This is a genomic window from Bacillus sp. UNC322MFChir4.1, assembly GCF_000746135.1.
Classification (GTDB): domain Bacteria; phylum Bacillota; class Bacilli; order Bacillales; family Bacillaceae_G; genus Bacillus_A.
The window spans coordinates 69,378-95,229 of sequence record NZ_JQKQ01000013.1 but is presented as its reverse complement, the minus strand read 5'-3'; the positions used below and the strand labels follow the sequence as shown (position 1 = coordinate 95,229).

The following is a 25,852-nucleotide window of genomic DNA, read 5'->3' as shown; positions in this document are numbered from 1 at the left end:
CAACAAAAAAATAAATCTTTATCAAGATATACATCTATATGCAACTGAAAAAGGAATTTGACTACTCATATTAGAATTTAGTATCTGCTGTGTAAAAAAGGAGGACTATGATATGAAAACTCAATTTCACCACATTGTAAGAGGAATACTTATAAAAGACGGAAAACTTTTAGTAGCACATTATAAAGGGCATCATTGTTTTTTACCAGGAGGACACATTGAATTAGGTGAATCAGTTGAAAATGCACTTATACGCGAATGGAAAGAAGAAATAGGTACTTCTTGTTCAATCGAAAAATTTCTTGGTGTGATTGAAAATCAGTGGAGAGACGGAGACACTTTGCATTATGAAATTAATCATGTATTCAAAGTAAATAGTGAACAATTGAAAGTGGAAACACCTCCTAAATCTAGGGAATCTCATCTGGATTTTCATTGGATTGCACCTACTGAAGAAAATTTAAAAAGATATAATGTAATGCCGGAAAGTGCCGTGCAAATATTAATGAAAAAAGTTCAAGAACATGATATAGAAACATGTTGGGTTAGCACACTTTAATTTTTGATTTAAATCCGTAAAGGCGATGAGAACATGATAATATACGCAATGGTTGCTGTAGGGGAAAATAATGTAATTGGAAAAGATAACGATCTTCCTTGGAGACTCCCGAATGATTGGGCATATTTGAGACGAATTACTATGGGACATTCTATCATTCTAGGAAGAAAGAATTATGAATCAATAGGAAAACCTTTAGATGGACGTAAAAACATCGTCCTAACAACAAATAAAGACTTTAAAGCTGAAGGCTGTCATATAGCTTATTCGATCGAAGACGCTCTTTCTAAATGTGAAGGAGAAGAAGTATTTATTCTTGGGGGAGAAGAGATCTATCGACAATTCCTTCCTTACACTCAAAAGTTGTACATAACTAAGATTCACGCTCCTTTTGAAGGAGATCGTTTTTTCCCAACGATTGATTATTTGTCGTGGAAAGAATTATCAGTCGAAAAAGGAATAAAAGACGAAAAGAACCATTATGATTATTACTTTCATGTATTTGAGAAAATAAAATGATTTCGTGAAGAACTATCGATAATTAGGGGTATGTTAAAAAAGGTGTTTTCTAGACAGGAAAACACCTTTTTAAATACTTTATTCTATATAGACCTAAATATAAATTTTGTTCACAAAATAGACACTATACACACAGTAAATAACAAGGGAACAATCAATCTATTATTGAAGTAAGTATTGAGTTAGAAAGAGAAAAGGGAGGTAAAAGATGAAGGAACTAACGAGTCCGATTATGCATGATTTGGCGAAGCGGTTAAACCAAGGGAACCATTATGCTCTTACATTGTTTTTAAAGAGCATAAAAAAACATGAAACACCTATTGTGGAGACTTGTCCAATTGATGATGAGTACAATCTTGTTACATATATTTGGTTAGGTGATGAACAAACCGAAAATGCATATGTATTTGGAAGTTTTCCTGGTTGGGATATAGAAGCGAATGAAATGGATAAGCTCTTACATACAAACATATGGTTTAAAACGTTTCGAACGAAAGAAACGTTTGCTTCGACGTATTATTTTTCTATTAATGATAACTTTGAACAAAATTGGGTAAAACGAAGTGAAAATTATAAGCATGATCCATTGAATTCTAAAATATTTGGGCATGAAGCAGAACCAATGTCTTTTTTAGAATTAGGCCTATCAACGCAAAGTGATAAAACAAAGCAACAAACTCACATTCCAAAAGGAAAAGTAGAAACGCATCAGTTCTATAGTTCAATTTTAAAGAATGAACGACAAATTTGGATATATACTCCACATAATTACTCACCTGAACAATCTTCTTATGACCTTCTTATCATGTTTGATGGCAAATCTATGCTGCAGACGTTATCAGCAGCTGCAACACTAGATCATCTTATACATACAAAAGAAATTCCTCCGTGTATTCTAATTGGTATTGATCATGTAGATCGATTTACAGAACTCACATTTTATAAGGAAATGAATATGTTTTTAACAAAAGAACTACTTCCTTGGATTCAAGAAAGATATCACGTTCATGCAGATCCATATCATACAACAATTGGTGGATTCAGTCTTGGTGGTTTAGCAGCTTTTTATGCAGCGTTGCAATATCCAGATATCTTTGGAAATGTTTTATCGATGTCTGGCTCTGTACATCGGAAAAAAGAAAACTACAATGGAGCACACCATTGGATTGAAAATCAATTTAAAAGAAGCAGCAGATTACCATTACAAATTTATATGAGTGCCGGGCAGTTAGAAAATAAACCATTGTTAGAAGCAAATAGAAGGTTATCACAAGTACTTAAAGAAAAAGGATATCAAAGTACCTATACTGAATTCCTTGGTGGTCATGATGTACTGTGGTGGCACAAACAGCTTGCTGATGGATTAGTAGCCTTACAACAATTAAAAATACCTATGAAATAATAAAAAGGGAGGAGAAAACATATGAAAGATCGAGAAAAAGAATTAGATAAAGCATTAAAGAAACAAGAAATTTTAGCTAAAGATGAGAAAGTATGGTCATATACGTACGAAGATCATATTAGTTCGATTATTAAAAGATCGCAAAAAGAAGGCGTATTTGATGACTTAGTAGGAAAAGGAAAACCACTGCAAATTGATAAAAATTTATCTTATAATCCAGAAAAACAACTATATAAAACAATGAAAGATAATCATATTTTGCCGGGGTGGATTGAGCTTTCGAAAGAGATTGATACCTTAAAGGAGAAGTTGCATACATGCACGGATAAGGAAGAAGCTAGTGCATTGATTGAATTGATTAATAAAAAGATTCATGAGTACAATTTAACTTGTCCGCCGTCAGCACAAAAAATGAAAATAAGTAAACCGAGTTAATATCTTCGGAAAAAATGTTTTAGCATGGTTAGCTAAATTTGATACAGTTCTTGATAGAAGAGAATTACCTGATTGAATGTAAAATTAGTTCCAGATTTGACATAGCATGATTACAGTTAAAATAGTATGAAAAGGAAGATACTATGAACCTATGGAGCAAATGAAGGAGATGATTATACTGAAAATCTTTTTCTATTTCATACTCATTTTGTTATTTCTTCTGGTTGATTACTATTGGTTAGATATAGATACCAAAAGATGGGGATGGTTTAAGAATAGAAGTAAAAAGCAAAAAACAATCTTTTTTACCGTAATTCTTCTTTTAACTTTCATAGGATACATACTTATTGATGCTAAATACTTTAAAATCTGACACCTTTAAAAGTGCTTTTATGTACAGAAACACCTAGAAAAGTAAAAAATAAATTTCAAATTGCTAAAAAGATTACAATAGTAACCATAAAAATTACAAAGAAATTGACATTGAAAATCTCCCGAAAAATAATAAGGGGGATTTTTGTTTTATATTATAAAAATATTATGTTAACTAAAAGTTGTGAATTGAATAAAAGAAAGATAGGTTAGAGTCGAATTATAAAGAATTTTTATATACAGCAAGTTTCTGTGTATATTTAAAAAGTAAGATATTAATGAATATAAAATAAAACGAAATTTCATAAATGAAATTTCTAGTGTGATTCAATATAAACTATGACTGTGTAATGATTTAAAATAAAATTTCTGCGGCTGGATGTAATGAATTGTTGTGTATAGATTTTTAGCGTTTATTTAAATTATTTATGAAGTTTTAAACCGGTATGTAAATATGTTGTAGATTGTTTCAAAAATCTCTGTTTCATCTCAAAATGTATAGTTTACTTAGTTATAGAGATAGAAAACAATTTTATTTTACAACTGCCCATAATTTATATTATGTTAACTAACAAAAAGGAATAAACTAAAATAAAGTTAGTATTTAGTAAGTTAAATCCTTCTACCCTTTCGATGTTAAAATGCCAATTCTTTTTGTGCATTTGCTGTTTAAGTTTGATACAGTAACTCAGAGAAAAAGATCAGCACACTAATAACGTGCCGATCTTTTTTTGCTAAAGTAGAAATTTTTAATCTAGAATCGTATTAAGTGTGTTTTTTAATCCATTCATGTATAAAGTTGCTGTCGTCTGAAGTAAAGGAAAAATCTCCATAACGGATTTTTTCGTACAATCCTACTATTTCATGTGAACAACCAATACGTGTAAACCACTGTTGAATAGTTTCATAGGAACGTCTTTGTTTGGATGGTGGTAGCTGTCGTCCCATGTCACTAATTCAGCACGTATAGGATTATTAGGCACCCAATCGGTTTTTATCTTTGCAGAGGTTGATGGAGTTGATTTGGGAGGGATTTTTTCTCATCTATTGTACCTTGTTGTAATTGCTTTTTATTTGCCCCTTTTTTAATGCCGAATCCATTTGTTTTTGTTGTTGATAAGAATATTTTAAGATTTCCCCCTTAATGTTTTACGTCTGTTGCTCCCACATAAGACTTTTCATAGTCCCATCTCTACGGTATCTAGTTATTGCTACAATGATAGAACCAGTGAAACCTAAACACCACATGAAGATATCCATGTTTATCTACCCCTTTATGAGCCTAACACACCTGTACGGTTTATGTTTATACTACCAAAGTAGGCTAGTGCTATTAAACTATACCCCGTTAAAGCTAAACGACCTAGGCTGTCTTGTTTCTTTTTGTTTAGGTTTCCTATGATTATAAGTAGTAATCCTACCACTATTAGAAATAGTAAACATAATACTAACAAGTCTTTCACCTCTCAACTTGTTTCTTAGATTGATGAGAACATAAAACCCATTACAATAACAAAAATCATTAGTAGCTAACCAATTAATCCTAAACAACCTATACCGAAACCGTTTAGTCTTGTTACTCGTTCTACTGCAACAAATAGTAAACCTACTACAAACAATACACATAACATGAATATAGGCATGTCTTCTACCCCTCTCTTACATTATTTAATACAGTCTGCACTTCAAATTTCGTTAACATACAATCAATTGTGAAGTGTGCTTCAAGTGGCTCATAGTCTATATGTATAATTAGCTTTTGACCCAATAGTTCCAGTTTTGTTATGATTGACTGTAACTCATCAAACTTGTTAACATAAAAACTACATAGGTTATCTCCCAATCTCTTCTGTAAATAGACGTAACCATCGTCTCTACGCTCGTTTGAATGTGTAATACTCTTAAGTTTGAAGTCTAAGATGGGAGTATGCAGTTTACCTGGTATATACTTACCTAAGAAGATTGAACCTAAAGTTACACCAGGAGTATAATCATAGTGGAATGGTACTTCTATCGGTTCTTTGTTTAGAATGCTGTGTTGGATGTTATTATCGTTTGATGAAATCAAAGTCTATCTACCCCTCTTTTATTATTTACCACCAAAAATGAAGTCTTTTACATCTTCATAGCCGTTTTCTAAGATTGTCTCTGCTAAACGAATGTCAAAGCGAATACCGTCATCTTTCTCATCGTCTTTTAACAGTTGAGTTGCTTCATCGTACTCTAAACCCATAACTTCTACCATGTTTAACTGTGCTTGTCTGTTACCTTCCGTTGCAACTACTATGCTTGTTGCTTGTTTTAAAGCTAATTTGTCTTTACCCATTGTAACATTTCTATTCTTTTATCATTTGATAAAGCTGAACCATGTCTACTTTTGAAAAAATTTTGGGAACGGGATAGAGCGGATTTGCCTCTTTTAAAGCCCGGTTTACCATAACAGGAATATCTTTATCAAGAATGCAGCTGACCTTTTTGGGTATACTCATGTCTTCACTGAGTTTCTTTATTGCTTCTATAAACTTTTTTGACTTTTGTTCATCGGTGTCTGATGAATTACTGATCCCAATTAAATCCGCTAGTTCAGCTAACGGTTTATATGCTGATTTTCCATAATACTCCAAAACATAAGGCAAGATTATAGCATTAGCTAACCCATGAGGAACGGAATAAAATCCTCCTAATGTATGTGCAATAGCATGAACATATCCAACATATGCGCGGGTAAACGCTACACCGGCTAAATATGACGCTTTCTGCATGTTTTTGCGTGCATTAATATTTGAACCATTTATATAGGATTCATAAAGGTTATTAAATATCAATTGAACCGCCTCTCTACTGTTCTGTTTTGTTTCTTCTGTATTACTTTTTCCAATGTATGCCTCAACCGCATGTGTCAAAGCGTCCATTCCAGTAGTTGAAGTTATATGAGGAGGTAGTTTAACGGTAAGCATTGGATCCAGTACAGCTAATTGCGGGATAAGTGCATGATCGTTAATTGCATACTTTTCATGTGTCTCACTATTAGATACAACAGTAGCGACTGTAGCCTCACTTCCTGTACCTGATGTTGTAGGGATCGCGAATAAGGGTGGAATCTTTTTTCTGACCTTTAAAACCCCTTTCATTTCAGAAATACTTTTTTTCGGTCTAGCAACACGCGCCCCGACCGCTTTTGCACAATCAATCGGTGATCCACCACCAAATGCAATGATACCTTGACACTTACTTTCGTGGTAAAGAGATAGTGCATCTTCAATATTATAAATTGTAGGGTTTGAAACGGTTTTATCATAAATAAAATATTTTACTCCTGCCTCTTTTAGTTGTTTAAGAAATTCATCTAATAATCCAATTGACGTAATCCCCTTGTCTGTCACTATTAACACTCTATCGATATTGTTGCTATTTAAATGAATTGGAAGTTTACTCAAGCTATTTTCTCCAGTTAATAATTGAGGTTCACGCCAAGGTAAAAAGTGGGAAACCAACTTAAACGTGTTTTGATATAATCTACAATACAACTTGTACATATTAAGACCTACCTTTCCTTTTTTCATAAGTATTAAGATACATAGCTATAAATGTAGTAGCAAGAAGACCACAAATATGCTGCGCTCTCCCGCGTTAAGAAGAATGAACCGTCTTATTATCTATATTTTTTCTTTTAAGATGATCTTTTTACTTTTGTATTCATCTGCTGATTACTAGGAGTATATTTCCGTAAAAAAGGAGAATGGATTCAGAAGGTTTTTCAATACTTATAAGTCTGTTAAATCAACGGCTGCTTCTGGATTCATTTGTTCTATGGTTTTTATCGATTTGTTTTCCATTCTTTTTCTAAAAGTGGTAAGTCTAATAAACCCTCATTTTGAATGTGTTAGTTCATTTTTCAGTTCTTTGTGAACTACACCCCAGTACTCGTCTCCTTCTTCAGTGAGTTGGTATGCTGTTTTACCATCTTCCTTAGGAGATGACTTCTTTCCTGTACGAACGTCTTTTATTAATGAGAATGCTTTCTTATACTTTACCATCGCTTTTTCAATAACCTTTTGTTGGTCTACATGTTCACTAGGTGGGTCAATTGCTAAAAACTTATCAGTTACCTTATCGAATCTTTCGATACCATCTAAGACATCCTGGTTTGTTTTCTTACCATTATAGTATCCTGCTGCAATATCAGCGAAACTTTTAAATTCTTTGTCTAACTCTTCACCTAAGTCTACTACATATACTTCCTTAATAAAAAGGGACTAGGTTTCTACACCTAATCCCTTTACTTTCTTATATTACTGTTTCATGAAGCGATACATTATTTATGCTTTACATTTCTAGTTGTAGTTTCTGGTCCACCGTTGTATAGTTGTAAAAAGTTTTCATTGTAGTTTTGTACCATATAAAATATGTTTCTCTTTTTATGGCTAACGAATACCCAGTTTGTTACTTGTTTTGTGATATGAAGTTTTAACATCACACTTTCTCTATCATATTCCCACGTACCTTCTATTATGTTTCTCTTACTTGGATAGTCGTCTTCTGTGTACATCTCAAACGTCTTAGGATTCCCGTCTTTTAATACAAATGTTGTTATAAACTTATCTTTGCGTATGATACCCCAATTCCCTACTAACTCTGTACCATCTACTATGTCTTTCTTCATTTTTTCATAGTCTATTACATTTTCTGTTTTCGTATTTTTAAAGTCCTCAGAGTCTAGATAACCACCTTTTGTCATTGTAATTTCTGTCTTCAACTCATTATATACGGTAGTCCAATAACCATCACCGTCTTGTAAATAAGGTTTCATTTTTTCAAGGACTTCTCTACTTATCTCTTTATCGTTTACCTTGTCTTGCGAATACAAGTCTCTAACAATAGAGAATGCTGTTCTATAAGATGAGGTTGATTTCTTTATATTCTTCTGTATGTCTTCGTATTTATTAGGAGGGTCAATAGAATCAAATTTCGTTAAAACTTTATCTACCCTTTTTAACTCATCTAACACTTTTTTACTTGATTGCTTGTTCTTTACTGTTGGAATAAAAGTCTCATATGCTTTTGTAAATTCAGTACCTAAATCTAATACGTATTCAGCGTATTCTTCTTCTGAAACCCTTACTTTTTGATTCCCTTTTTCGTTTACTTCAGTCTTTGTTTCTTTTGAAGTCTTATTTTCTACCCCACAACTACTTAATAATATCATTACGGGTATTGCAAAACCTACAAGTTTCTTCACTTTCACAACTTACACCCCTTTAATCAATCAGTCTCTCCTTATCCGTTCACCTTTTCATTTTGCCAATATTGCTCACTAATGATCTCGGCTAGTGCTTCAACAGAGTTGTTTAGTTCTTCCATAGTGTTATCTACCCCACCGATTTCAATTAGCAATGAATTAGAGGATAAATCTTGATTATATACACCATTACCATTGTAATAGTACTTTGGAAATATCCCTCTACTGATACCTGTATATTTCTGCTCTAAAGCAGTGTTTATTTTCTTTACCAATTCCATATTTTGTTGCTTATTTTTATTTTCCATACCTACTATAAAAACAATCTTGCATATGACTTACCATTTATTATTTTTGTTGTTTGCTTCTTACGGGCATCATCACGATGTAGATCAATTAAGTACTTAATATCTTTATTTTGAGCTAAAGTAGCTTGTACAATTTGCCGAGATCCTTTGTAAGCTGTTTCCCAATTCAATCCTTTTGTAGCTAGATACTCACTCATATTGGTTGAATCGTGCACTACAGGAATGTTCTTTGCTTCTAAAAGTTCTTTTAGTTTATTTCCTAATAACGACACATTAACTTCAGGACTAGAGGCTTCGTTTAGTTTCGTTGCACCAGGAATTAATGGTAAAAATGATTCCCAACTATGCGAATGATAAACTAATACAGAGTGCGTTCCTTTAGGTGATGAGGTTTTATTTTCAGTTGTGGGGTGCTTTTTTAGTTCATCCAGTTTGCTAGTATCAACTTCTCGTTTTTTTGTAATGTCTTCCATGGGAATACTAGATTCATTTGGGATATTAGTGAAATCTGTCCCTTCTCCGGCCACTAAAATTCCAGAGTAGTATTTTGACATTCCAGGAATTTCTCGACTAACTAAAGTTCGAATATCTTGTAGTTTTATATCACTTATTGAAGAAAACAACAATGAGTCAAACGAATCTCTCTTGTTTTCTAAAAAGTAATCATGAGCAAAGTATCTATTTTCGGATTCAAATGCATGCATATAACCATTGAGAGAAAACTTACCTAACCACTGGTTTATATAATAAAATTTAAAACTTTGCAGGCTTGTAGCAATAATAATAGCAAGAATAGTAGATAATAAGACGGATAATATAAGCAAAGTTATGATTTTATTCATTTTGACAGTCTTTATAAATATAGAATTTCTTTTCATTTTCTCCTCCCTTCTAGAAAATAAATATGCTAGAATGTGGGAAAAAGACTAGTTCTCTTTTAAAGACGGAGAATTTAAAAGAAATTTGTCCTTTTATCTAAGTTTTTAATTGCTTGTTGTATAGGGTTTTTATGTTCATTATATATTGTTTTATTTTTAAGTATCATACAAAGTCTTGCTTCTCCAAAGAATGAAACTTACTGCTTTATTTCTTTGCAGCATTCTTTTTGACCATAAAATATAATTTTACTATTATGTTTTTTGGTGATTATTTCCATGAAAATGGTACAGCTAGAAGGATTTCAAAATTTTGAATCGAAGACATTAATTAATACATATGGATTGGAGTGATAACAATGATGAATATTAATAACACTTTCACATTGAAAATAGAGGTAGATACTTTATAAAGGGAGGAACGTTATTTGCTACGTACGTCTGAAACTACACAAAAACTTTTTGATGATTGGGCGCGAACAATGGAAGATGCGAAACAACGAATTTTGATAACATTGGTATGAAGTGTGTGAAGCATTACATTTAAACAAGTTATCACTAATGTTATAATTTATCTATTTCAATACATTTAAAACTACTCATAAGTAGGATTATACGAATTAAGGATTGTTAAGAAATATATATTTAATGGAGAGAGTTACAATGAATAATGAAATATTGAATGATTTGATTTTATCTGTAAATAGTAAGAATCTTCATGTTCTGAATGTAGTTGTTAGGAAAAATGGAAATATAATTGCAAAACATGATTTTGAAGAAGAAAAGCCTGCTCTTTTATATTCAGTAAGCAAAACATTTACATCAATGGCAGTCGGTATTGCCATTAGAGAGGGTTACTTTAAAATTAATGACCATGTTATAGATTTTTTCTCAGATATACAACATGATCCAATGAATGAATACCTAAAAGAGATGACTATTCATGATTTGCTTTGCATGGGAACTGGACATGCAGAATGCCCAGTTATGAAGGCTGATTGGAGTAGTGGTCAGGAATGGGATATTTCACAATTATTCTTTGATGAACCGATTGTATTTAAACCAGGTACTCATTTTACATATAACAATGCCGCAACCTATATGCTTTCCAAAATAATAAGTATTACTACAGGAAGTAACTTGGATGAATACTTAGATAGAAGAATATTTAAACATTTAGACATACCAAAACCTAAATGGGATACATGTCCAAAAGGAATTCCACAGGGATTCTCAGGTTTATATTTAACAGCAGAACAATTATCCAGATTTGGGCAATTAATTCTCGATAAAGGTGTCTGGAAAGGTAAGCAACTGATTCCTTCAAGTTACATTGAACAAGCAACATCTGTCCAAATAAAGACCAACGATTTTAATCCTTATTTTGCTACGGCAGACCATCATCAAGGATACGGCTATCAAATATGGATGAACTCTTGCTCTCATTCATATCGCATGGATGGTTTATATGGTCAATATGTTGTAATGCTGCCAGATAAAAATGCAGTTATAACATATATTTCAAATGAACCACAAAATATGGTGAGTGTTCTTGAACTTACATGGGAGACATTAATCGATAAACTATAATCTTATCGAGGATTATGTGTTGTTATGTTAATACGCATTCTTCTTATTACATGTAACAAAGATATTTTCTTGTTCAAGTAAACAAGCTTTGAGTAATGAAAAAAGCCTAATTTCTTCGCATTAAATTGAGAAATTAGGCTTTTTAATATTGAAATTTCCTTAACGTTGTAAATTCGCATTTTCCTGACGCTACCCCATTTTGGTATTTTTAATTGCACTTTGCTACTTTCCAATTTAACTACCTCCATATTATATGAATAGTCTTATCCTTCATAAATACAATGGTCTATTTAATATGTACTCAACATTTTTGTTACTGTAAAACCAAATATGTTTGATTTTCTTGATCGAGCTTTTTTATTATGTCATTTTTAATTAATTCATCAGTTACTTTTGTATAGAAAAAGTGATACCACCATATAAAAAACTCTTCATATGTTATTTCTTTAGCGTAAGAACTTGATAAGTAATATCTTTTCAGATACTGTTCATTTTCCTGAAATAAAGTGATAAGATCTTCGCTAATTGTACTAGCAATCTCATCTAGTATTATTAAGTCAGCTGTTTTGAATAATGGGGTCATAGGTTTTGAGTCCTTGTGTAATCCTACTTTTTCATAGAATAAATGAAGTGGTACATCTATTTGTGTGTTCGAAGAAACAAATTTTTGAACTAGTTGTTTTTTAAATTGATTAACATCGAGTACGGGCTGTTGAAAGTATTCTTCTAACATCTCTTTATTAGCAGTTATTAGATTAGTTGTTGTATATCTTTTATTTCCATAGAGACAAATTCGAATTTCACCTAAGTCTAAATAATGATTTCCATATATCCCAAAAGCTTCTTCGTTTATTTTTTCTTTTTCTTGAATGGAATAGTAATACCTTTTATTGTTTCTAAGAGGTCGCTCACTTTTTAAATAATTATTCTCCACATTATTGATTTGTCCAAAATCCAATAAAATACCGCTATATAGTAAGAGACTGCAAGTTTCTATGGATAATTGTTTAAATGTATCAATTTTTTGGCAAAGAGTAATAATTTGTTTTGAATGTTTTTCAATGATTTGAAGTGTTTGTGTAATTAGAGGCTCGCATAGATTATATAACTCCTTTCCTTCATGAGCTGTTATTATCATACATGCAGGAAAATAACTACCTTTTCTTTCTTTTAATAACCCTTCTTTCAATAATGTGTTGATATGTTGATCTAGCTCTTTTGTAGTCCAATTCATTTCTTTCTTTACACTCTGTATGTCTATGCCTGAACGGATCATTATAAGTAGATAATGGAGTCGTGATTCAGATATATTAATACTTGGAAAGTTGTCTCCAGATGAAATCATTTTTATTTCATAATCCGTATGTGTTATTTTCTCTTGAGAATAAATATGAGATGACACTTTATTTCCCCCTTTCTTAGTAATACTTTGATTTTCTTATAAAATTTTTCTCTGTTTTATAATACCTAATACAATAGGAATACCTAAACCGCTAATTGTAAGCGGTAAAAACCATTTTCCAAAACCGCTACCCCAACCCAATCCAATAAAAGTAGATTCAAATACAATGAAAGAAAAGATAATTAAACAGATGTTTTTTAATTGATTAATTATTTTTCGACTTATTAAATAAAACTGTCTTGCATTTGATTCATTAAATCTTTCAGGATAATTATGTGATTCTGGGTGTTTTTCTAAAATTTTCATTAATAATATAATAAATAATCCAATACCAGGTAAAATTAATAATTGCCATTTTGAATCCATTCGATCCACTTCACCAAGCCCATTAAAATGTGTAGGTACTTTTTCAGGTAATTGATTCCAAACAGATATTAAGAAGATTATAGAACCGATATAAAATAAAAAACCTATTATGTCCCAAATCCATTCACTTTTTGTTTTTGGAATCTTAATTTTAGGCCTATCTAGCATATTTAACATATAATCACTCCCTTACATAATCATAGCATTTTTATTAAAAAAGCCTGTAATATTCAAAAAAATATAAGAATGGAATAATAAGAAAAAATGAAATATAATATTGCCTCTAACATGGGCATACTACACTTATTCTAATTAGGAGGTGCTCCATGAAAAATCAATCGAACGACTCTCATCGCAATGGAGATGAGAGATTCAACACAGCTGGACCTACTACTGATGAAGCAACTACGGGTTATGTTCGGGCGAAAGATACTTCTCAGTCCAAAGGGGAATCTAGCAGCGAATTATCAAGTAAAAAAGATGTTCTATAGTTATTAATGAATTTTTTAGTGGATGTTATAGAAAGATTTATGCAAAAAGCATGGTAATTTACCATGCTTTTTCGGTGCGTTTTATGAACTAGTTTTACTTAATAATGCACCGATAGCACCGCTAAATCCAGGATCTTTAAAGAAAATAGGATTTTTATTGTTCTGTAGTGTATAACCGCTTATGATATCTTTTAACGGTTCATTACTTGATAAAGTAGATCCGATATAAACAATATTATCTATGCTTTGCGCCTCTGCAATTTGAAGACTTAAAGTTGTAATAACCTCTCCAACAAGCCCTTGAACAGTTGCGATTAAATCTGATTTATTATTAACCCCTTTACTAATAGCGGCATTTCCAAAGTTACTGGCAGTTAGATCTCCATCAATAGGAGATTTTATTTCGTTATAAATATCACTAACTTTTATATCTAAGTTTGTCCTAGAACCAGTTTTTGAATATTTTACGATTTCATCAAAATTTTCGATACCAGTTAATAGTGTAGACAACCCTTTCAATGTGCCACCACCTATTCCAGTTCCGCCTATACGATTGTATGTATTTCCGAACATTATATGTATGGAAGTACCTGTTCCAATATTGGCAACTACATAATTCTCAAGGGAATAATTACTTTTATGCAGTAGATAATTAACCCCTCTACATGTAGCATCGAACTCTAGAATATAATGAATATACTGTTTCCCTAAAATAAGCTTTTTTAACTGTTCAGCTTTGCCGCCAGTAATACATATTTCATTTTTAAAATCGTTCGTATTCATCCACCTTGCTACTTTTTCAAGTTCATTGGAAGAAAATTGATGAAGTTGTAATTCATTATCTTTATCAAAATAAGCAATTTTGGTTAATGTGCCTCCAACATCGATACCGACAGTTCCTTGCATTTGTTCACTCGCTCCTTATTTAGATTCATTCGTGTGCTTACTATAAGATACTTTCCTGTATATTAGATTTTCATTTGGGCTTTCTTTATTATTTTACTTTATTTTGGGAATTTTTCCAATTTTGAATGTTATACATACCATACTTTCTATTTTGAGCTACTAGAATTACATTGAAATAAAAGTATGGAGATAACATGAATATATACAAACAAAAAGAATGCACATATTAGATGTATCTATATGCGCATTCTTTATTGGGCTTGTTATTGAATTAATCTATCTCATTAATAAAGAAGTATTATTTACTTCATACTATTGTTTTTATTATTTCCACCAATCATCAAACATAGTTGTAGGAAGTTGTCGTTTATGTTCTGTAACTAAATATCGTTTTTCAATTGCTTCTGCTACTTCTTTAGATACTTGCTTACCTTCTAAATAATCATCTAGTTCTTCATAAGAAATTCCTAACTCTGTTTCATCTGCTTGTTGTGGTTTATTATCTAATAAATCAGCCGTTGGAACTTTTAAATACAATCTTTCAGAAGCACCTAAAGCTTTTAATAGTTCTCTTCCTTGTCTTTTTGTTAATCCAGATAACGGAAGAATGTCGGCACCACCATCTCCGTATTTCGTGTAGAAACCTGTAATAGCTTCTGCTGCGTGGTCTGTACCGATTACAAGTAGACCATTTTGCCCACCAACTGCGTATTGTGAAATCATTCGAACTCGTGCTTTTACATTTCCTTTATTGAAATCTGTAAGCTCTTCTTTTGCATCTTTTTCATATTGCTCTGCGAAAGCGTCTACTGTAGTTTTAATATCAAGTGCAAGTTCTTCATCTGCTTGAATGAATTGTAATGCTGCTTGTGCATCATCTTCATCTTTTTGAACTCCGTACGGTAGGCGAATAGCTACAAATTTTACATTATGTCCTTCGGTTCTCAATTCTTCTACCGCTAGTTGAGCGAGTCTTCCAGCCAATGTTGAATCTTGACCACCGCTAATTCCTAAAACGAATCCTTTTGCTCCTGTTTTAAGTACATACTCCTTTAAAAAATCGACTCTTTTTCGAATTTCTTGATTAGGTTCAATGACTGCTGACACATTTAAGTCTGACATGATTTTTTGTTGTAAATTTGTCATTTCAAAATCTTCCCTTTCAGTTTTTTTGCGTTTTATATGATATGTAATCTCTATTATTGATACAAACCTCGTTCTTTAATGTAATAGTAGCAGCTATCCGGAAGTAGGTAACGCGGTTCACCGCCCTTAGAAAATTCTTCGCGTATATATGTAGAGCTAATTTCCATAGCTAATCCTTTATCGATTAATTGAAACCTACCATCGTCATAATTACGAAGGAGAGCAGATCGACTAATCGTTTGGAGCATATCGATACCATTGCGAGCCATAACGATAAAATTATTTTCACTAATCAATTCTTTATCCATCTTCCATTTTCCATCAGCGATATCTACTAAAAGGTCTGCACCCATGATAAAGAATAATTCCGCTTCTTTAAATATAGTCCTAAAATGCTTCATTGTATAGTATGTATAATGTTCGCCTGGTAATACGTTTAATTCATGAGTGTCCAGAATGAACTTCGGGTTATCTTGTATGGCTAAACTAATCATCTTAGTACGATGATCCCCGGTCGTCTTTATTTTCTTATCAATGCGCATGTTTGTAGAAGGTAAAAAGATAATGTAATCTAGTTTTTTACGATGCGCTACAGTTGAAGCAGTCCACAAATGAACATTTGTAATGGGATCAAATGATGAACCGTATATCCCAATTCGTCGCCCTTTTTTAAACAGCTCACTAATATCTTTTTCTGGATTCAATTTTTGAAGATACTCCATACTTTTCGTTGATTCGATTTCATTTATTTTCATTTTCAATCATCTCCGCAACTTTTTGTTTTACTTCCTCAATATTCTTCATTTTGTTGTCCCAACACTTTTGACTAAGGTCCATAGGATATTCTTCTGGATTTAATCCACGTTTATATTCATCCCAAAGTAAATCTAAGTTTTCTTTTGTGAATTGCTGGATTTCCTGCAGTGATGGAGATTGATATACACATTCACCCTCTAAGAAAATATCGTGATGCAGCTCTTTAGCCTCAAAGTTAGTTACAAATTTACTAATGAATGTATGCGTTGGATGAAACATTTTTAATCGATCTTTTTCAGCTGGTTTTTCTGTCTCTAACGCGATGTAATCTCCTTCTGATTTTTTGTTTATCGTATTAATAATACGGTACACTTTCTTAAGACCCGGAGTAGTTACTTTTTCTGGATTGGAACTGATTTTAATTGTATCCACCATTTCACCGTTCTTATCTTCGATGGAAACAAGTTTGTAAACGGCCCCAAGTGCAGGAGAATCAAATGCTGTAATTAATTTTGTTCCAATTCCCCAAATATCAATTTTCGCTCCTTGTGATTTTAAATGAGTGATCGTTTTTTCGTCTAAATCATTAGATGCAATAATTTTTGTTTCTGTATATCCGGCAGCATCTAACATTTTTCTTGCTTCTTTAGATAAATAAGCTAAATCTCCACTATCTAATCGAATTCCCTTAAAGTTAATTTGATCGCCGAGTTCTTTGGCAACTTTAATAGCATTTGGTACCCCTGATTTTAATGTATCATAAGTGTCTACTAAAAATACGCAATCCTTATGTCTACGAGCGTATTTATGAAAAGCTGTGTATTCATCGCGGTATGCTTGAACCATTGCATGTGCATGTGTACCAACTACGGGAATTCCAAACAATTTCCCAGCACGTACATTAGATGTAGCTTCAAAACCACCGATATATGCAGCTCTTGTACCCCAAATCGCTGCATCCATTTCATGAGCCCGGCGAGTTCCAAATTCCATTGCAGTTTGTTCTCCTACTACTTGTTTCATCCGCGAAGCTTTCGTTGCAATCAATGTTTGGTAATTTACAATGTTTAGAATAGCTGTTTCAATGAGTTGGGCTTCTACTAAAGGTGCCTCTATTCGAAGTATTGGTTCATTCCCAAAAACTAATTCTCCTTCTTTCATTGAGCGGACAGTTCCGGTAAACTTTATCCCTTTTAAAAACTTCAAAAAATCCTCTTGATACCCTAATTCATCGCGAAGATATGCAATATCACTTTCAGTAAATCGGAAATTTTTTAAGTAATGTATGATTCTTTCTAAACCAGCGAAGACAGCGTACCCATTTCCGAATGGAAGTTTTCGAAAGAATACCTCAAATACAGCTTTACGATTATGCATTTTATCTTCCCAGTACGTTTCCGCCATATTTATTTGATAAAGATCAGTATGTAGTGCTAAGCTATCATCTGTATATGTATGATTCATTATAAATTCCTCCCGGTATGTAAACATATATTTTATTCTCGATAATATTTAACAATTAACAAATTGTTAAATATTTATTTTAAAAAAATTAATATCTAGCCGTGTATATTGGTTGTACTATGTCCATCTCTACAAAACGATATAATTGTGCGGACTTTTTCGATGTTCGTTGAGTCGTTTGACCCGTAATTTCTTGAATAAACGGCAACGTTTTTATTTTTCTCGCGAATGCCTGTCCACTCTTAATTGCTGGATCCTCAGTAACAGTTAACAATACGGCTTGTAACTCAGAATATGTGAAACTCTTTGGTAAGAAGTTTTTTGCGACAGTTGTTTGAAGTAAATCAATTGTAATGACTTTGATTGCTTCACTTATGATCTGATAATGATCAAAAGCTAAATCTAATTTCAAGACTTCATCAATTGAAAATAATGTAACTTCTGCAGCATCGTCATTTGCTTGACGTTTTTCTAAATAATACTCTGGTACAATCGCATAATGGGCGTTAGAAATAATCCAACCACGTGGATCACGGCCAGGTTTATCATATACACCATAATGCTTAATATGTATACCTTCTACACCTGTTTCTTCCTCTAACTCTCGCTTTGCTGCTTCAAACGCTGTTTCATCCTCCTGTACAAAGCCGCCAGGTAACGCCCATTTCCCTGCTTCAATATTAGGTTTTCCTTCTGCATTTGTTAATGCCCGTTTTATCAGCATTAATTTCAGAGCCATAACAGGAGGTTTATGTTCTTCTTTTTCTTCAGTAACAATAGTAAATACTGCAATATCTGATGTATATCCATCAGGTGTGTGATATTTTTTTACATCATATTGTTTTAGAGCTTCTTGGTTTGACATTTGTCCCCCTCCTAAACGGTTAGTATTTCTCTTTACGTATTTCTTTCTTCTTAATAATTAACAATACGTTAATTATTAATTACAATTATGCACGAATTATTTTTAATTGTCCATAAAAACTTTAAAAAAATTCTGTTCAGTTACAACTCTATGCTTGAGACGTGATTGGATGCTTTATATGTATAGGAAAGTCCTCATTACTAGCGGATTTTACAAATAATACTTCACTTCCATTAAAGATACTACTTTCTATTTGAATATTTTCATAGTCTGGGGTGTAATGAAATACTATTTTTTTCGTAGAATGATCAGCAATTTTTGTTAAAATGTGCTGAATTTCAAGTCCTCTTTTACTAACAATATCAAAAATATGAATTTGTTCTAGTTCTCTTTTAAATATAACAATCACATCTTCAGGTTCAAGATAGTAAATATCATGAGGAAAAACATGTAGACAGTAAAACATAAATATGTGTTGTGCATTTTTTGTGCTAAATATTTGAGAAACAGGAACTCTTTTGGTTGCAAATTCATATATGAAATGTCTATCTTTTATGTTAGTTATATCTAATTTATGAATATTTGTATTTAAACTCTCTTTTAAAGAGAAATCCATTGAAAATTCATATTCATTAACTGCTTTGAAACCAAATTTCGGATAAAAATCTAAGACATTTTTATTTGCGAATAGATATATAAAATCATAGGTTCCATCGTATTCTTCTAAAACTTTATTCATTAAAGCAGCCGAAAGCCCTTGATTTCGATAATTTGGATGTGTCATAACGGTGCCAATTTGTATGGCCTTCTTGTTTTTACCATCTATCACTAAGTCAAGAACGTTAACTGAAACATTAGCTATTACTGTGTCTTCATGAACATAAGAAAAAGGAATATATCGATTATTCCAGAATCCTTTTAGATAATACTCCTCAAAGCTTATACCGAATATATTATTAGTAAGTTCACAATAACTTTTTCTAAGAGCTTCATTATGCTTATAATCTTTTATAAAATATAGTTGACTCATTTAATCGTTCTCCCTTTATTTTGTTATCTTTATTATAGCAAGGAAATTAATACTTAAAGGGATAAATATTCCATGTAATTGTAAACGCTCCTTTTCAGCAATCATTATCAATTTCCCACTTACATAACTGACACCAGTAAATTTAAATTTCGTTTTATAAGCATCACACTCCTTGTATATTAACTGCTTTTTAAGAATATAATTTCAATACGTATTATTAGAAATTTATTGCATGTTTTAAAGCTTCTTTTTTATAGGGAATACATAACTTTGGTAGATCGCATGGTCTAAGATGAATTAATGAGTACTATCTCAATTGATGTACATAGTATGTAAATATTTTCTTTTTATTGGAGGGATTCCATAATGGTTGATAATATACAACAAATAATTCAAGAACATAGACAATTTTTCCATAATGATCATACAAGAAGTTTTCACTTCCGTCTTGAACAGCTTAAAAAACTAAAAAACTCTATTCAAAAATATGAAAATCAAGTGCTGAGCGCATTATATCAAGATTTACACAAAAGCGAGTTTGAATCATATGCTGCAGAAATTGGTTTCGCATATAACAGTATCAACTTTATAATGAAATACCTAAAACAGTGGATGAAACCTCAAAAAGTAAAAACACCTATTCACTTTTTCCCTTCCAAAAGCTACATAATAAAAGAACCATATGGTACAGTGCTCATTGTTGGACCTTTTAATTATCCATTTCAATCATTAATTGAACCTCTTATTGGGGCAATTGCAGCAGGGAATTGTGTAGTTCTCAAGCCTTCAGAAAATGCACCAAACGTTTCAGCTATAATGAACAAAATAATAAGTGAAACGTTTGATAAGCAATATATTCGTGTAATTGAAGGAGACAGAGACACAACTTCTTTATTGATTCATGCACCATTTGACCATATCTTTTTTACTGGTAGCGTTCCAGTTGGAAAAATTGTCATGGAAGCTGCGGCGAAAAACCTTGTACCAGTAACATTAGAACTTGGTGGAAAAGGGCCAGCTATTGTCGATGAAACAGCTAACCTCGATATAGCAGCCAAACGTATTATCTGGGGAAAATTCATAAATGCTGGGCAATCTTGTATAGCGCCTGATTACGTTATTGCACACAGATCTATCAAGGGAAAACTGATTTCAAAAATGAAGGAAGTTATCACAAGTTTTTATGGATCAGATGTATCAAAAAGCAATGATTATGGTCGAATTGTAAATGAGAGACAGTTTGATAGACTTCTTTCTATATTAGAACAAGACCAAAATCATATACTATTTGGTGGGAATTCATCTAGAGGTCATTTATATATTGAACCGACACTTCTTGAAGTAAAATCATGGGATGATGCAGCTATGAAAGAAGAAATTTTCGGACCAATTTTACCAATTATGGAGTACAGTAATTTAGATGGGGTCATTCACATGATTAACAACTATCCCAAACCGTTAGCTTTATATGTGTTTACTGAAAGTAAAAATGTTGAAAGACAAGTATTAGGACGAGTTTCTTTTGGAGGAGGATGCGTCAATGATACAATGTCACACATGGCTAATCTCCATTTGCCTTTTGGTGGAGTAGGAAGTGCAGGGTTCGGTGCCTATCATGGCAAACATAGTTTTGATACTTTTACACATCATAAAAGCATTTTAAAGAAAAGCTCAAAGGTAGACTTTGGATTGGTATTTCCACCGTACAGGAACAAAATTAAAATTCTGCGAAAGATTTTTAAGTAATAGATCGTTGATTTTTGGATTTTAGGGAGTCCGGTTACAGGGGAAAAGCCAATCTCTAAAACAAGAACTTTATGGCATATTGAGAAAGAAATATAATACATCGCCTGATTCTTATTCAGACGGTATCCCTATTTTAAGATAATCTGTAACTTCTTATCTAAGTACAAACGAAAAAGGAGAATGCTATGTATTGGCTTAGCGTTTTGTCACAAGAGTCATATAAACTTCACGATTATTTTAAAACATTTTCTTATTCTAAAAAACTCGTGCTCACTGCCATTTTTTCCGCACTTGCAGCGATCCTGCAGTCAACCGGAAACCTTCTTCCAGGGATCGGATATCTCATTAGTCCTTTTGCTACTGCTCCTATTTTAATTTGTACTATTGTATCGATTCCCTTTGGAATTCAAAGTTATGTTTTAACCTTTCTTTTACTGGTTCTGATCCAACCCGGTGAATCTTTTGTTTTTCCGTTCACAACAGGAATAGTAGGTTTAGGAATTGGATTATCTCTTTTTAGTTTAAAAAGACGAATCAACATTATCGTTTTTACATCATTCTTATTGCTAGGTGGAATCTGTTTCCTTCTCTATATTCTCCAATTCCCTGTTTTAGGTCCAGTCGTCAGTACATCAATTTCATTAAAAATCATAGGATATATTTATATTTTTTCTTTTGTGTACAGCTGGATATGGGTGGAATTGAGCCGGGTATTCTTTAAGAAATGTTATAAACTGATAGGAATAAATAGATAACGAGTAAAGCCGACCTCCTTAATATTGTGATGGTCGGCTTATATATTTAAACCATTTCCTCAAGATTCATTGAGAGCCATTAAAATTATTAACTACATCTTTTCATTGGGAACCAAATTTTACAATTGATTCTATCATTTGTTCCCAATCTTCACTATGAATCTCATGCCCTGATCCTTCAAGAGTCACTAATTCAGCATGGGGAATGGCTTTCGCAAGAGCAAGTCCATGCTCGTATGGCAGAGCTGGATCTTCTGTTCCGTGAATAATGAGTACCGGTATGCTGATTTCTCTCATCCTATCGTAATAATCACCTCCACCTTGCAACATGGCATGATTAAATCTACTTGGAAGTTGTTTAGCGCGGATCACTTCTCTTTTCGCCAGTTTATATATTCTTTCCCTCTCATAAGGTTTGGAACCGGCTAAAGTTTTCCATACACCCGCAATATAGGAAACAGCCGCTTCTTGATTTGACCAATCTACTGAAGTACTCTTTGCATGGTAATTTAGGATATTCTCATCCATCGGAGGAAGTTTTTCCATCTCAGTCCCGAACACACTTGATGCAATTAAAGTAAGCGTAAATATACGATTCGGATATCTCAGGGCAAGAATTTGACCAATCAAACCACCTAAAGACATTCCAACGACATGAGCTCGCTTTATGGAATAAGCATCCAGGACTCCAACTGCATCAGTAGCCATGTCTAATATTGTGTAGTTGGAAGTACCAGGTTCATAAGTAGTCGATCTCCCGAGATCACGATGATCGTATCGAATGACAAATCTTCCTTGATCAGCGAGGCGGAGACAGAAGTCCTCATCCCACCAATCTAATGAAGACATAGCTCCCATGATTAAAAGTACAGCAGGGTCCTTAGGATTTCCAAAACTTTCTGTACAAATCTCTACTTTATTTATTTTCAGTATTCGTTCAACCATGTTCCCCCTCCTTTAACATTAATTACCTACTATTATAAGATATCAGGATGTATTAGGTCATGTATGTTAGCTTTTAAATATTTCTCAAATTTTATTAATCATGAAGACTCTGAACCGCTTGTTTTGTCTTCTTTTTAAGATATATTATTCTTGTTCCATCATCGCTTCCTTTGGTACACCGAAGAAATAGGTTACGATAAACCCACCGACGTATCCTGCAAATAATCCAATGACGTATTTCCACCATACTCCACCAGCAATCAAAGGAATTAATGCTAGACCAGATGGTCCGATCGTAATTGTACCAACGTTACTAAGTAATCCGATGACTGCTCCTCCAATACCTCCACCGATACATGCGGTGATAAAAGGATGGCCTAATGGTAATGTGACACCGTAAATTAATGGTTCCCCAATGCCAAGAATTCCTACTGGGAGTGAACCTTTGATTACATTTGTTAAAGATTTATTTTTACGACAGCGAATCCATAATGCGATTGCTGCTCCAACTTGCCCAGCCCCTGCCATCGAAAGAATAGGAAGTAATTGTGTCATACCTGTTGAATTGATCATTTCAATATGAATTGGTATTAATATTTGATGTAATCCTAACATAACAAGTGGTAAGAATGTTGCGCCAAGTACAAATCCAGCAAATGCACCACCGCGTAATAATACCCAATTGATAGCATCAATTAAGTTATTCGAAACGAAACCTGCTAATGGCATGAGTAAGAAAATTGTTACAAGCCCTACTATTAATAATGAAATTGTAGGTGTCACAATCATATCAATTGCATCGGGAATCACTTTACGTAATTTCTTTTCTACAAATGCTAAGATCCAAACAGCCAATAATACACCAATAACTCCACCTTGTCCTGGTGATAACGGCTGACCAGTAAAGATATTAAGAATTGGATGTTCTGACGTCATGCCAGTTAAAAGTGTAATACCACCGATTACTCCGCCAAGTGCTGGCGTTGCATCGAATTCTTTTGCCGCATTAATGCCGACATAAATTACTAAATAACTAAATAGTGCATTTTTAATCACATTTAAAACTGTTACGTATTGTCCCCAAGTTTCTTTGTCTAAATTTCCAGCAGTAATATTATTTAATAGGATAGAAGCAATACCAGCAATTAACCCTACTCCAACGAATGCTGGTATAAGAGGAATGAAAATGCTTCCAACTTTTCTTAAAAATTTTTTAAAAGGTGTATGATTCTTTTTCTTTAATTCTGCCTTAATTTCTGCACCTTTTGCTTGTAGTTCTTCTGCAGAAGAAGCTTTTGAAGAACCACCTTTTCTCTCTGCTAATAAAATACCGAATTGTTCTGCTACTTTTGTTACAACACCTGGTCCAAGAATAATTTGGTATGTTTCATCATCAACAGTACCAAGAACCCCATCAATCTTTTTTAATACTTCGCCATTAATTAAATTACGATCTACAGGTGTAACACGAAGACGTGTCATACAGTTTGTATATGCTGAAACATTGTCATTACCGCCAACCGCATCCAAAATTTGAGATGCCATGCTATGATATTTATTCATCATGTCTCCCTCTTTTCGGTTATTTTATTGCTTGTCTAACAAATCCTTGCGTTTCTGCTAATTTCTGTATTGTTTCTTCTTTCGAAATTCCTGTTAAAATCATTACAATTGCAATTTTAGGCTTATGATCTGCTTTTACTAAGTAGGTTTCAGCTGTTTCATAATCGCAAGATGTTGCTTCCATCACGATAAGCTTTGCGCGCTCAACTAACTTTTCATTTGTTAATTGAACATCAACCATTAAATTCCCATACACTTTCCCGATTCCTACCATAGAAGCTGTTGAAAGCATATTACAAATTAATTTTTGTGATGTGCCTGCTTTTAAACGGGTGGAACCAGTTAATATTTCTGGTCCGTTTACTACTTCAATGGCAATGGTTGCAACTTTTCCTACTGCCGAGCCTTTGTTACAACATATTGCGACTGTTTGTGTCCCAATTGAATTGGCATATTCTAATCCACCAATAACGTATGGAGTTCGACCACTCGCTGCAATTCCTACTACAATATCTTTGTTTGTTAAATTAATATTTTTTAAGTCTTGAATACCTAATTCTCTACTGTCTTCTGCACCTTCTACTGCTTTCATGAAGGCTTTTTCACCGCCAGCGATTAATCCGATTACTTCTTCTGAATCTGTTCCGAATGTTGGAGGACATTCAACCGCATCTAACAAACCAATACGTCCGCTCGTTCCAGCTCCTATATATATGAAGCGGCCGCCTTTTCTTTTTGCTGTAACAATCGCTTTCACTGCCTTAGTGATTTGTGGAAGTTCTTGTTTCACTGCTTCTGCGACTTTTGCATCTTCTTCATTCATGATTGTTAAAAGTTCAATTGTTGACATTTCGTCTAAATTCATTGTTTTTTTATTGCGTGTTTCAGTTATTAAATGTTCTAGCATATTCATCACCCTCATTTATTTTGAAATATATCAAATAGTATTCATGCACTCGATGATGTTTCATCTTCTCCATGAATACTATTTATTTTATATTGCTATGCCAAACGCTTAAAAAAGAGTCTTAAATTGTTATTTCTCGCAAATTGTAAATAATCTTGATGTTATTAGATCCGATGTACTAATGAAGCACCTTGATGTAATAAAGGAAAAT

General features: G+C 32.9%; 24 protein-coding genes and 1 pseudogene. 8 read left to right on the top strand and 17 right to left on the bottom strand.

Features of this window, described 5'->3' with window-relative positions:
* Positions 1-112: 112 nt before the first annotated feature.
* The 4 genes from BR72_RS06780 to BR72_RS27000 all read left to right on the top strand — a co-directional run bounded on the left by BR72_RS06780 (position 113) and on the right by BR72_RS27000 (position 2,915).
* Positions 113-559: an NUDIX domain-containing protein gene (locus BR72_RS06780; RefSeq protein WP_035431286.1), complete on the top strand. Its 447-nt coding sequence runs from the start codon at positions 113-115 to the stop codon at positions 557-559.
* A 33-nt stretch (positions 560-592) separates the two neighbouring features.
* The gene (locus tag BR72_RS06775) at positions 593-1,078 is read left to right on the top strand and encodes a dihydrofolate reductase (protein WP_035431284.1); all 486 of its coding nucleotides are present in this window, start codon (positions 593-595) and stop codon (positions 1,076-1,078) included.
* Between the two features lie 208 nt (positions 1,079-1,286).
* Entirely contained in the window at positions 1,287-2,480 is a 1,194-nt protein-coding gene (locus BR72_RS06770) for an alpha/beta hydrolase (protein WP_035431281.1), read from the top strand.
* A 21-nt stretch (positions 2,481-2,501) separates the two neighbouring features.
* Positions 2,502-2,915 carry a DnaJ family domain-containing protein gene (locus tag BR72_RS27000; protein WP_035431278.1) on the top strand — a complete coding sequence of 138 codons (414 nt, stop codon included), beginning with the start codon at positions 2,502-2,504 and terminating at the stop codon, positions 2,913-2,915.
* A gap of 2,020 nt (positions 2,916-4,935) precedes the next feature.
* On the opposite strand, the gene BR72_RS06755 is transcribed toward BR72_RS27000, so the two are convergent.
* The 6 genes and pseudogenes from BR72_RS06755 to spoIIP all read right to left on the bottom strand — a co-directional run bounded on the left by BR72_RS06755 (position 4,936) and on the right by spoIIP (position 9,388).
* Positions 4,936-5,355, bottom strand: a complete 420-nt coding sequence (locus tag BR72_RS06755) for a hypothetical protein (protein ID WP_035431275.1) — start codon at positions 5,353-5,355, stop codon at positions 4,936-4,938.
* A 21-nt stretch (positions 5,356-5,376) separates the two neighbouring features.
* Positions 5,377-5,613, bottom strand: coding sequence for a hypothetical protein (locus tag BR72_RS06750; protein ID WP_035431273.1), 237 nt, complete (start codon positions 5,611-5,613; stop codon positions 5,377-5,379).
* Positions 5,614-5,623: 10 nt separating this feature from the next.
* Positions 5,624-6,823 (bottom strand): iron-containing alcohol dehydrogenase, encoded by a 1,200-nt coding sequence (locus tag BR72_RS06745; RefSeq protein WP_035431270.1) that lies wholly within the window; start codon positions 6,821-6,823, stop codon positions 5,624-5,626.
* 333 nt (positions 6,824-7,156) lie between these two features.
* Entirely contained in the window at positions 7,157-7,534 is a 378-nt protein-coding gene (locus tag BR72_RS27600; RefSeq protein WP_442852842.1) for a DUF7018 domain-containing (lipo)protein, read from the bottom strand.
* A 68-nt stretch (positions 7,535-7,602) separates the two neighbouring features.
* Positions 7,603-8,532: a DUF3994 domain-containing protein gene (locus BR72_RS06740; RefSeq protein ID WP_035431268.1), complete on the bottom strand. Its 930-nt coding sequence runs from the start codon at positions 8,530-8,532 to the stop codon at positions 7,603-7,605.
* A 32-nt stretch (positions 8,533-8,564) separates the two neighbouring features.
* Positions 8,565-9,388: pseudogene (gene spoIIP / locus BR72_RS06735) on the bottom strand (stage II sporulation protein P).
* 984 nt (positions 9,389-10,372) lie between these two features.
* On the opposite strand from spoIIP, the gene BR72_RS06730 reads away from it, so the two are divergent.
* On the top strand, positions 10,373-11,299 hold the full coding sequence (locus BR72_RS06730) for a serine hydrolase domain-containing protein (protein ID WP_035431266.1): 927 nt from the start codon (positions 10,373-10,375) through the stop codon (positions 11,297-11,299).
* Between the two features lie 313 nt (positions 11,300-11,612).
* On the opposite strand, the gene BR72_RS06720 is transcribed toward BR72_RS06730, so the two are convergent.
* Positions 11,613-12,644 carry a hypothetical protein gene (locus BR72_RS06720; RefSeq protein WP_051957249.1) on the bottom strand — a complete coding sequence of 344 codons (1,032 nt, stop codon included), beginning with the start codon at positions 12,642-12,644 and terminating at the stop codon, positions 11,613-11,615.
* A gap of 93 nt (positions 12,645-12,737) precedes the next feature.
* The gene (locus BR72_RS06715) at positions 12,738-13,244 is read right to left on the bottom strand and encodes a DUF1648 domain-containing protein (protein ID WP_035431263.1); all 507 of its coding nucleotides are present in this window, start codon (positions 13,242-13,244) and stop codon (positions 12,738-12,740) included.
* Between the two features lie 149 nt (positions 13,245-13,393).
* On the opposite strand from BR72_RS06715, the gene BR72_RS26290 reads away from it, so the two are divergent.
* Complete coding sequence (locus tag BR72_RS26290; protein WP_156107908.1) at positions 13,394-13,558, top strand: hypothetical protein; 165 nt, start codon at positions 13,394-13,396, stop codon at positions 13,556-13,558.
* A gap of 81 nt (positions 13,559-13,639) precedes the next feature.
* Here BR72_RS26290 and coaW read toward each other — a convergent pair whose 3' ends face one another.
* The 6 genes from coaW to BR72_RS06685 form a co-directional block, all read right to left on the bottom strand.
* A complete protein-coding gene (coaW, locus tag BR72_RS06710; RefSeq protein WP_035431261.1) occupies positions 13,640-14,464 on the bottom strand; it encodes a type II pantothenate kinase in 825 nt (274 codons plus the stop codon).
* A 324-nt stretch (positions 14,465-14,788) separates the two neighbouring features.
* Complete coding sequence (nadE, locus tag BR72_RS06705) at positions 14,789-15,610, bottom strand: ammonia-dependent NAD(+) synthetase (RefSeq protein ID WP_035431259.1); 822 nt, start codon at positions 15,608-15,610, stop codon at positions 14,789-14,791.
* A gap of 53 nt (positions 15,611-15,663) precedes the next feature.
* Complete coding sequence (gene nadD, locus BR72_RS06700) at positions 15,664-16,365, bottom strand: nicotinate (nicotinamide) nucleotide adenylyltransferase (RefSeq protein WP_035431256.1); 702 nt, start codon at positions 16,363-16,365, stop codon at positions 15,664-15,666.
* A complete protein-coding gene (locus BR72_RS06695; protein ID WP_035431253.1) occupies positions 16,352-17,830 on the bottom strand; it encodes a nicotinate phosphoribosyltransferase in 1,479 nt (492 codons plus the stop codon). The genes nadD and BR72_RS06695 overlap by 14 nt, the downstream gene beginning before the upstream one ends.
* Positions 17,831-17,918: 88 nt before the next feature.
* Complete coding sequence (locus tag BR72_RS06690) at positions 17,919-18,695, bottom strand: NUDIX domain-containing protein (protein WP_035431248.1); 777 nt, start codon at positions 18,693-18,695, stop codon at positions 17,919-17,921.
* A gap of 148 nt (positions 18,696-18,843) precedes the next feature.
* Positions 18,844-19,725, bottom strand: a complete 882-nt coding sequence (locus BR72_RS06685; RefSeq protein WP_035431245.1) for a GNAT family N-acetyltransferase — start codon at positions 19,723-19,725, stop codon at positions 18,844-18,846.
* A gap of 366 nt (positions 19,726-20,091) precedes the next feature.
* On the opposite strand from BR72_RS06685, the gene BR72_RS06680 reads away from it, so the two are divergent.
* Both BR72_RS06680 and BR72_RS06675 read left to right on the top strand, forming a co-directional pair.
* Positions 20,092-21,471 (top strand): aldehyde dehydrogenase, encoded by a 1,380-nt coding sequence (locus BR72_RS06680; RefSeq protein WP_035431243.1) that lies wholly within the window; start codon positions 20,092-20,094, stop codon positions 21,469-21,471.
* 185 nt (positions 21,472-21,656) lie between these two features.
* The gene (locus tag BR72_RS06675) at positions 21,657-22,226 is read left to right on the top strand and encodes a hypothetical protein (protein ID WP_035431240.1); all 570 of its coding nucleotides are present in this window, start codon (positions 21,657-21,659) and stop codon (positions 22,224-22,226) included.
* A 102-nt stretch (positions 22,227-22,328) separates the two neighbouring features.
* Here the strand turns inward: BR72_RS06675 and BR72_RS06670 are convergent, their stop codons facing one another.
* From BR72_RS06670 to murQ, 3 genes are all read right to left on the bottom strand, one after another.
* On the bottom strand, positions 22,329-23,171 hold the full coding sequence (locus BR72_RS06670) for a CBF family alpha/beta fold macrolide esterase (RefSeq protein ID WP_035431238.1): 843 nt from the start codon (positions 23,169-23,171) through the stop codon (positions 22,329-22,331).
* A 144-nt stretch (positions 23,172-23,315) separates the two neighbouring features.
* Positions 23,316-24,734, bottom strand: a complete 1,419-nt coding sequence (locus BR72_RS06665; protein ID WP_081904808.1) for a PTS transporter subunit EIIC — start codon at positions 24,732-24,734, stop codon at positions 23,316-23,318.
* Between the two features lie 19 nt (positions 24,735-24,753).
* On the bottom strand, positions 24,754-25,641 hold the full coding sequence (murQ, locus tag BR72_RS06660; protein ID WP_035431233.1) for an N-acetylmuramic acid 6-phosphate etherase: 888 nt from the start codon (positions 25,639-25,641) through the stop codon (positions 24,754-24,756).
* Between the last annotated feature and the right edge of the window lie 211 nt (positions 25,642-25,852).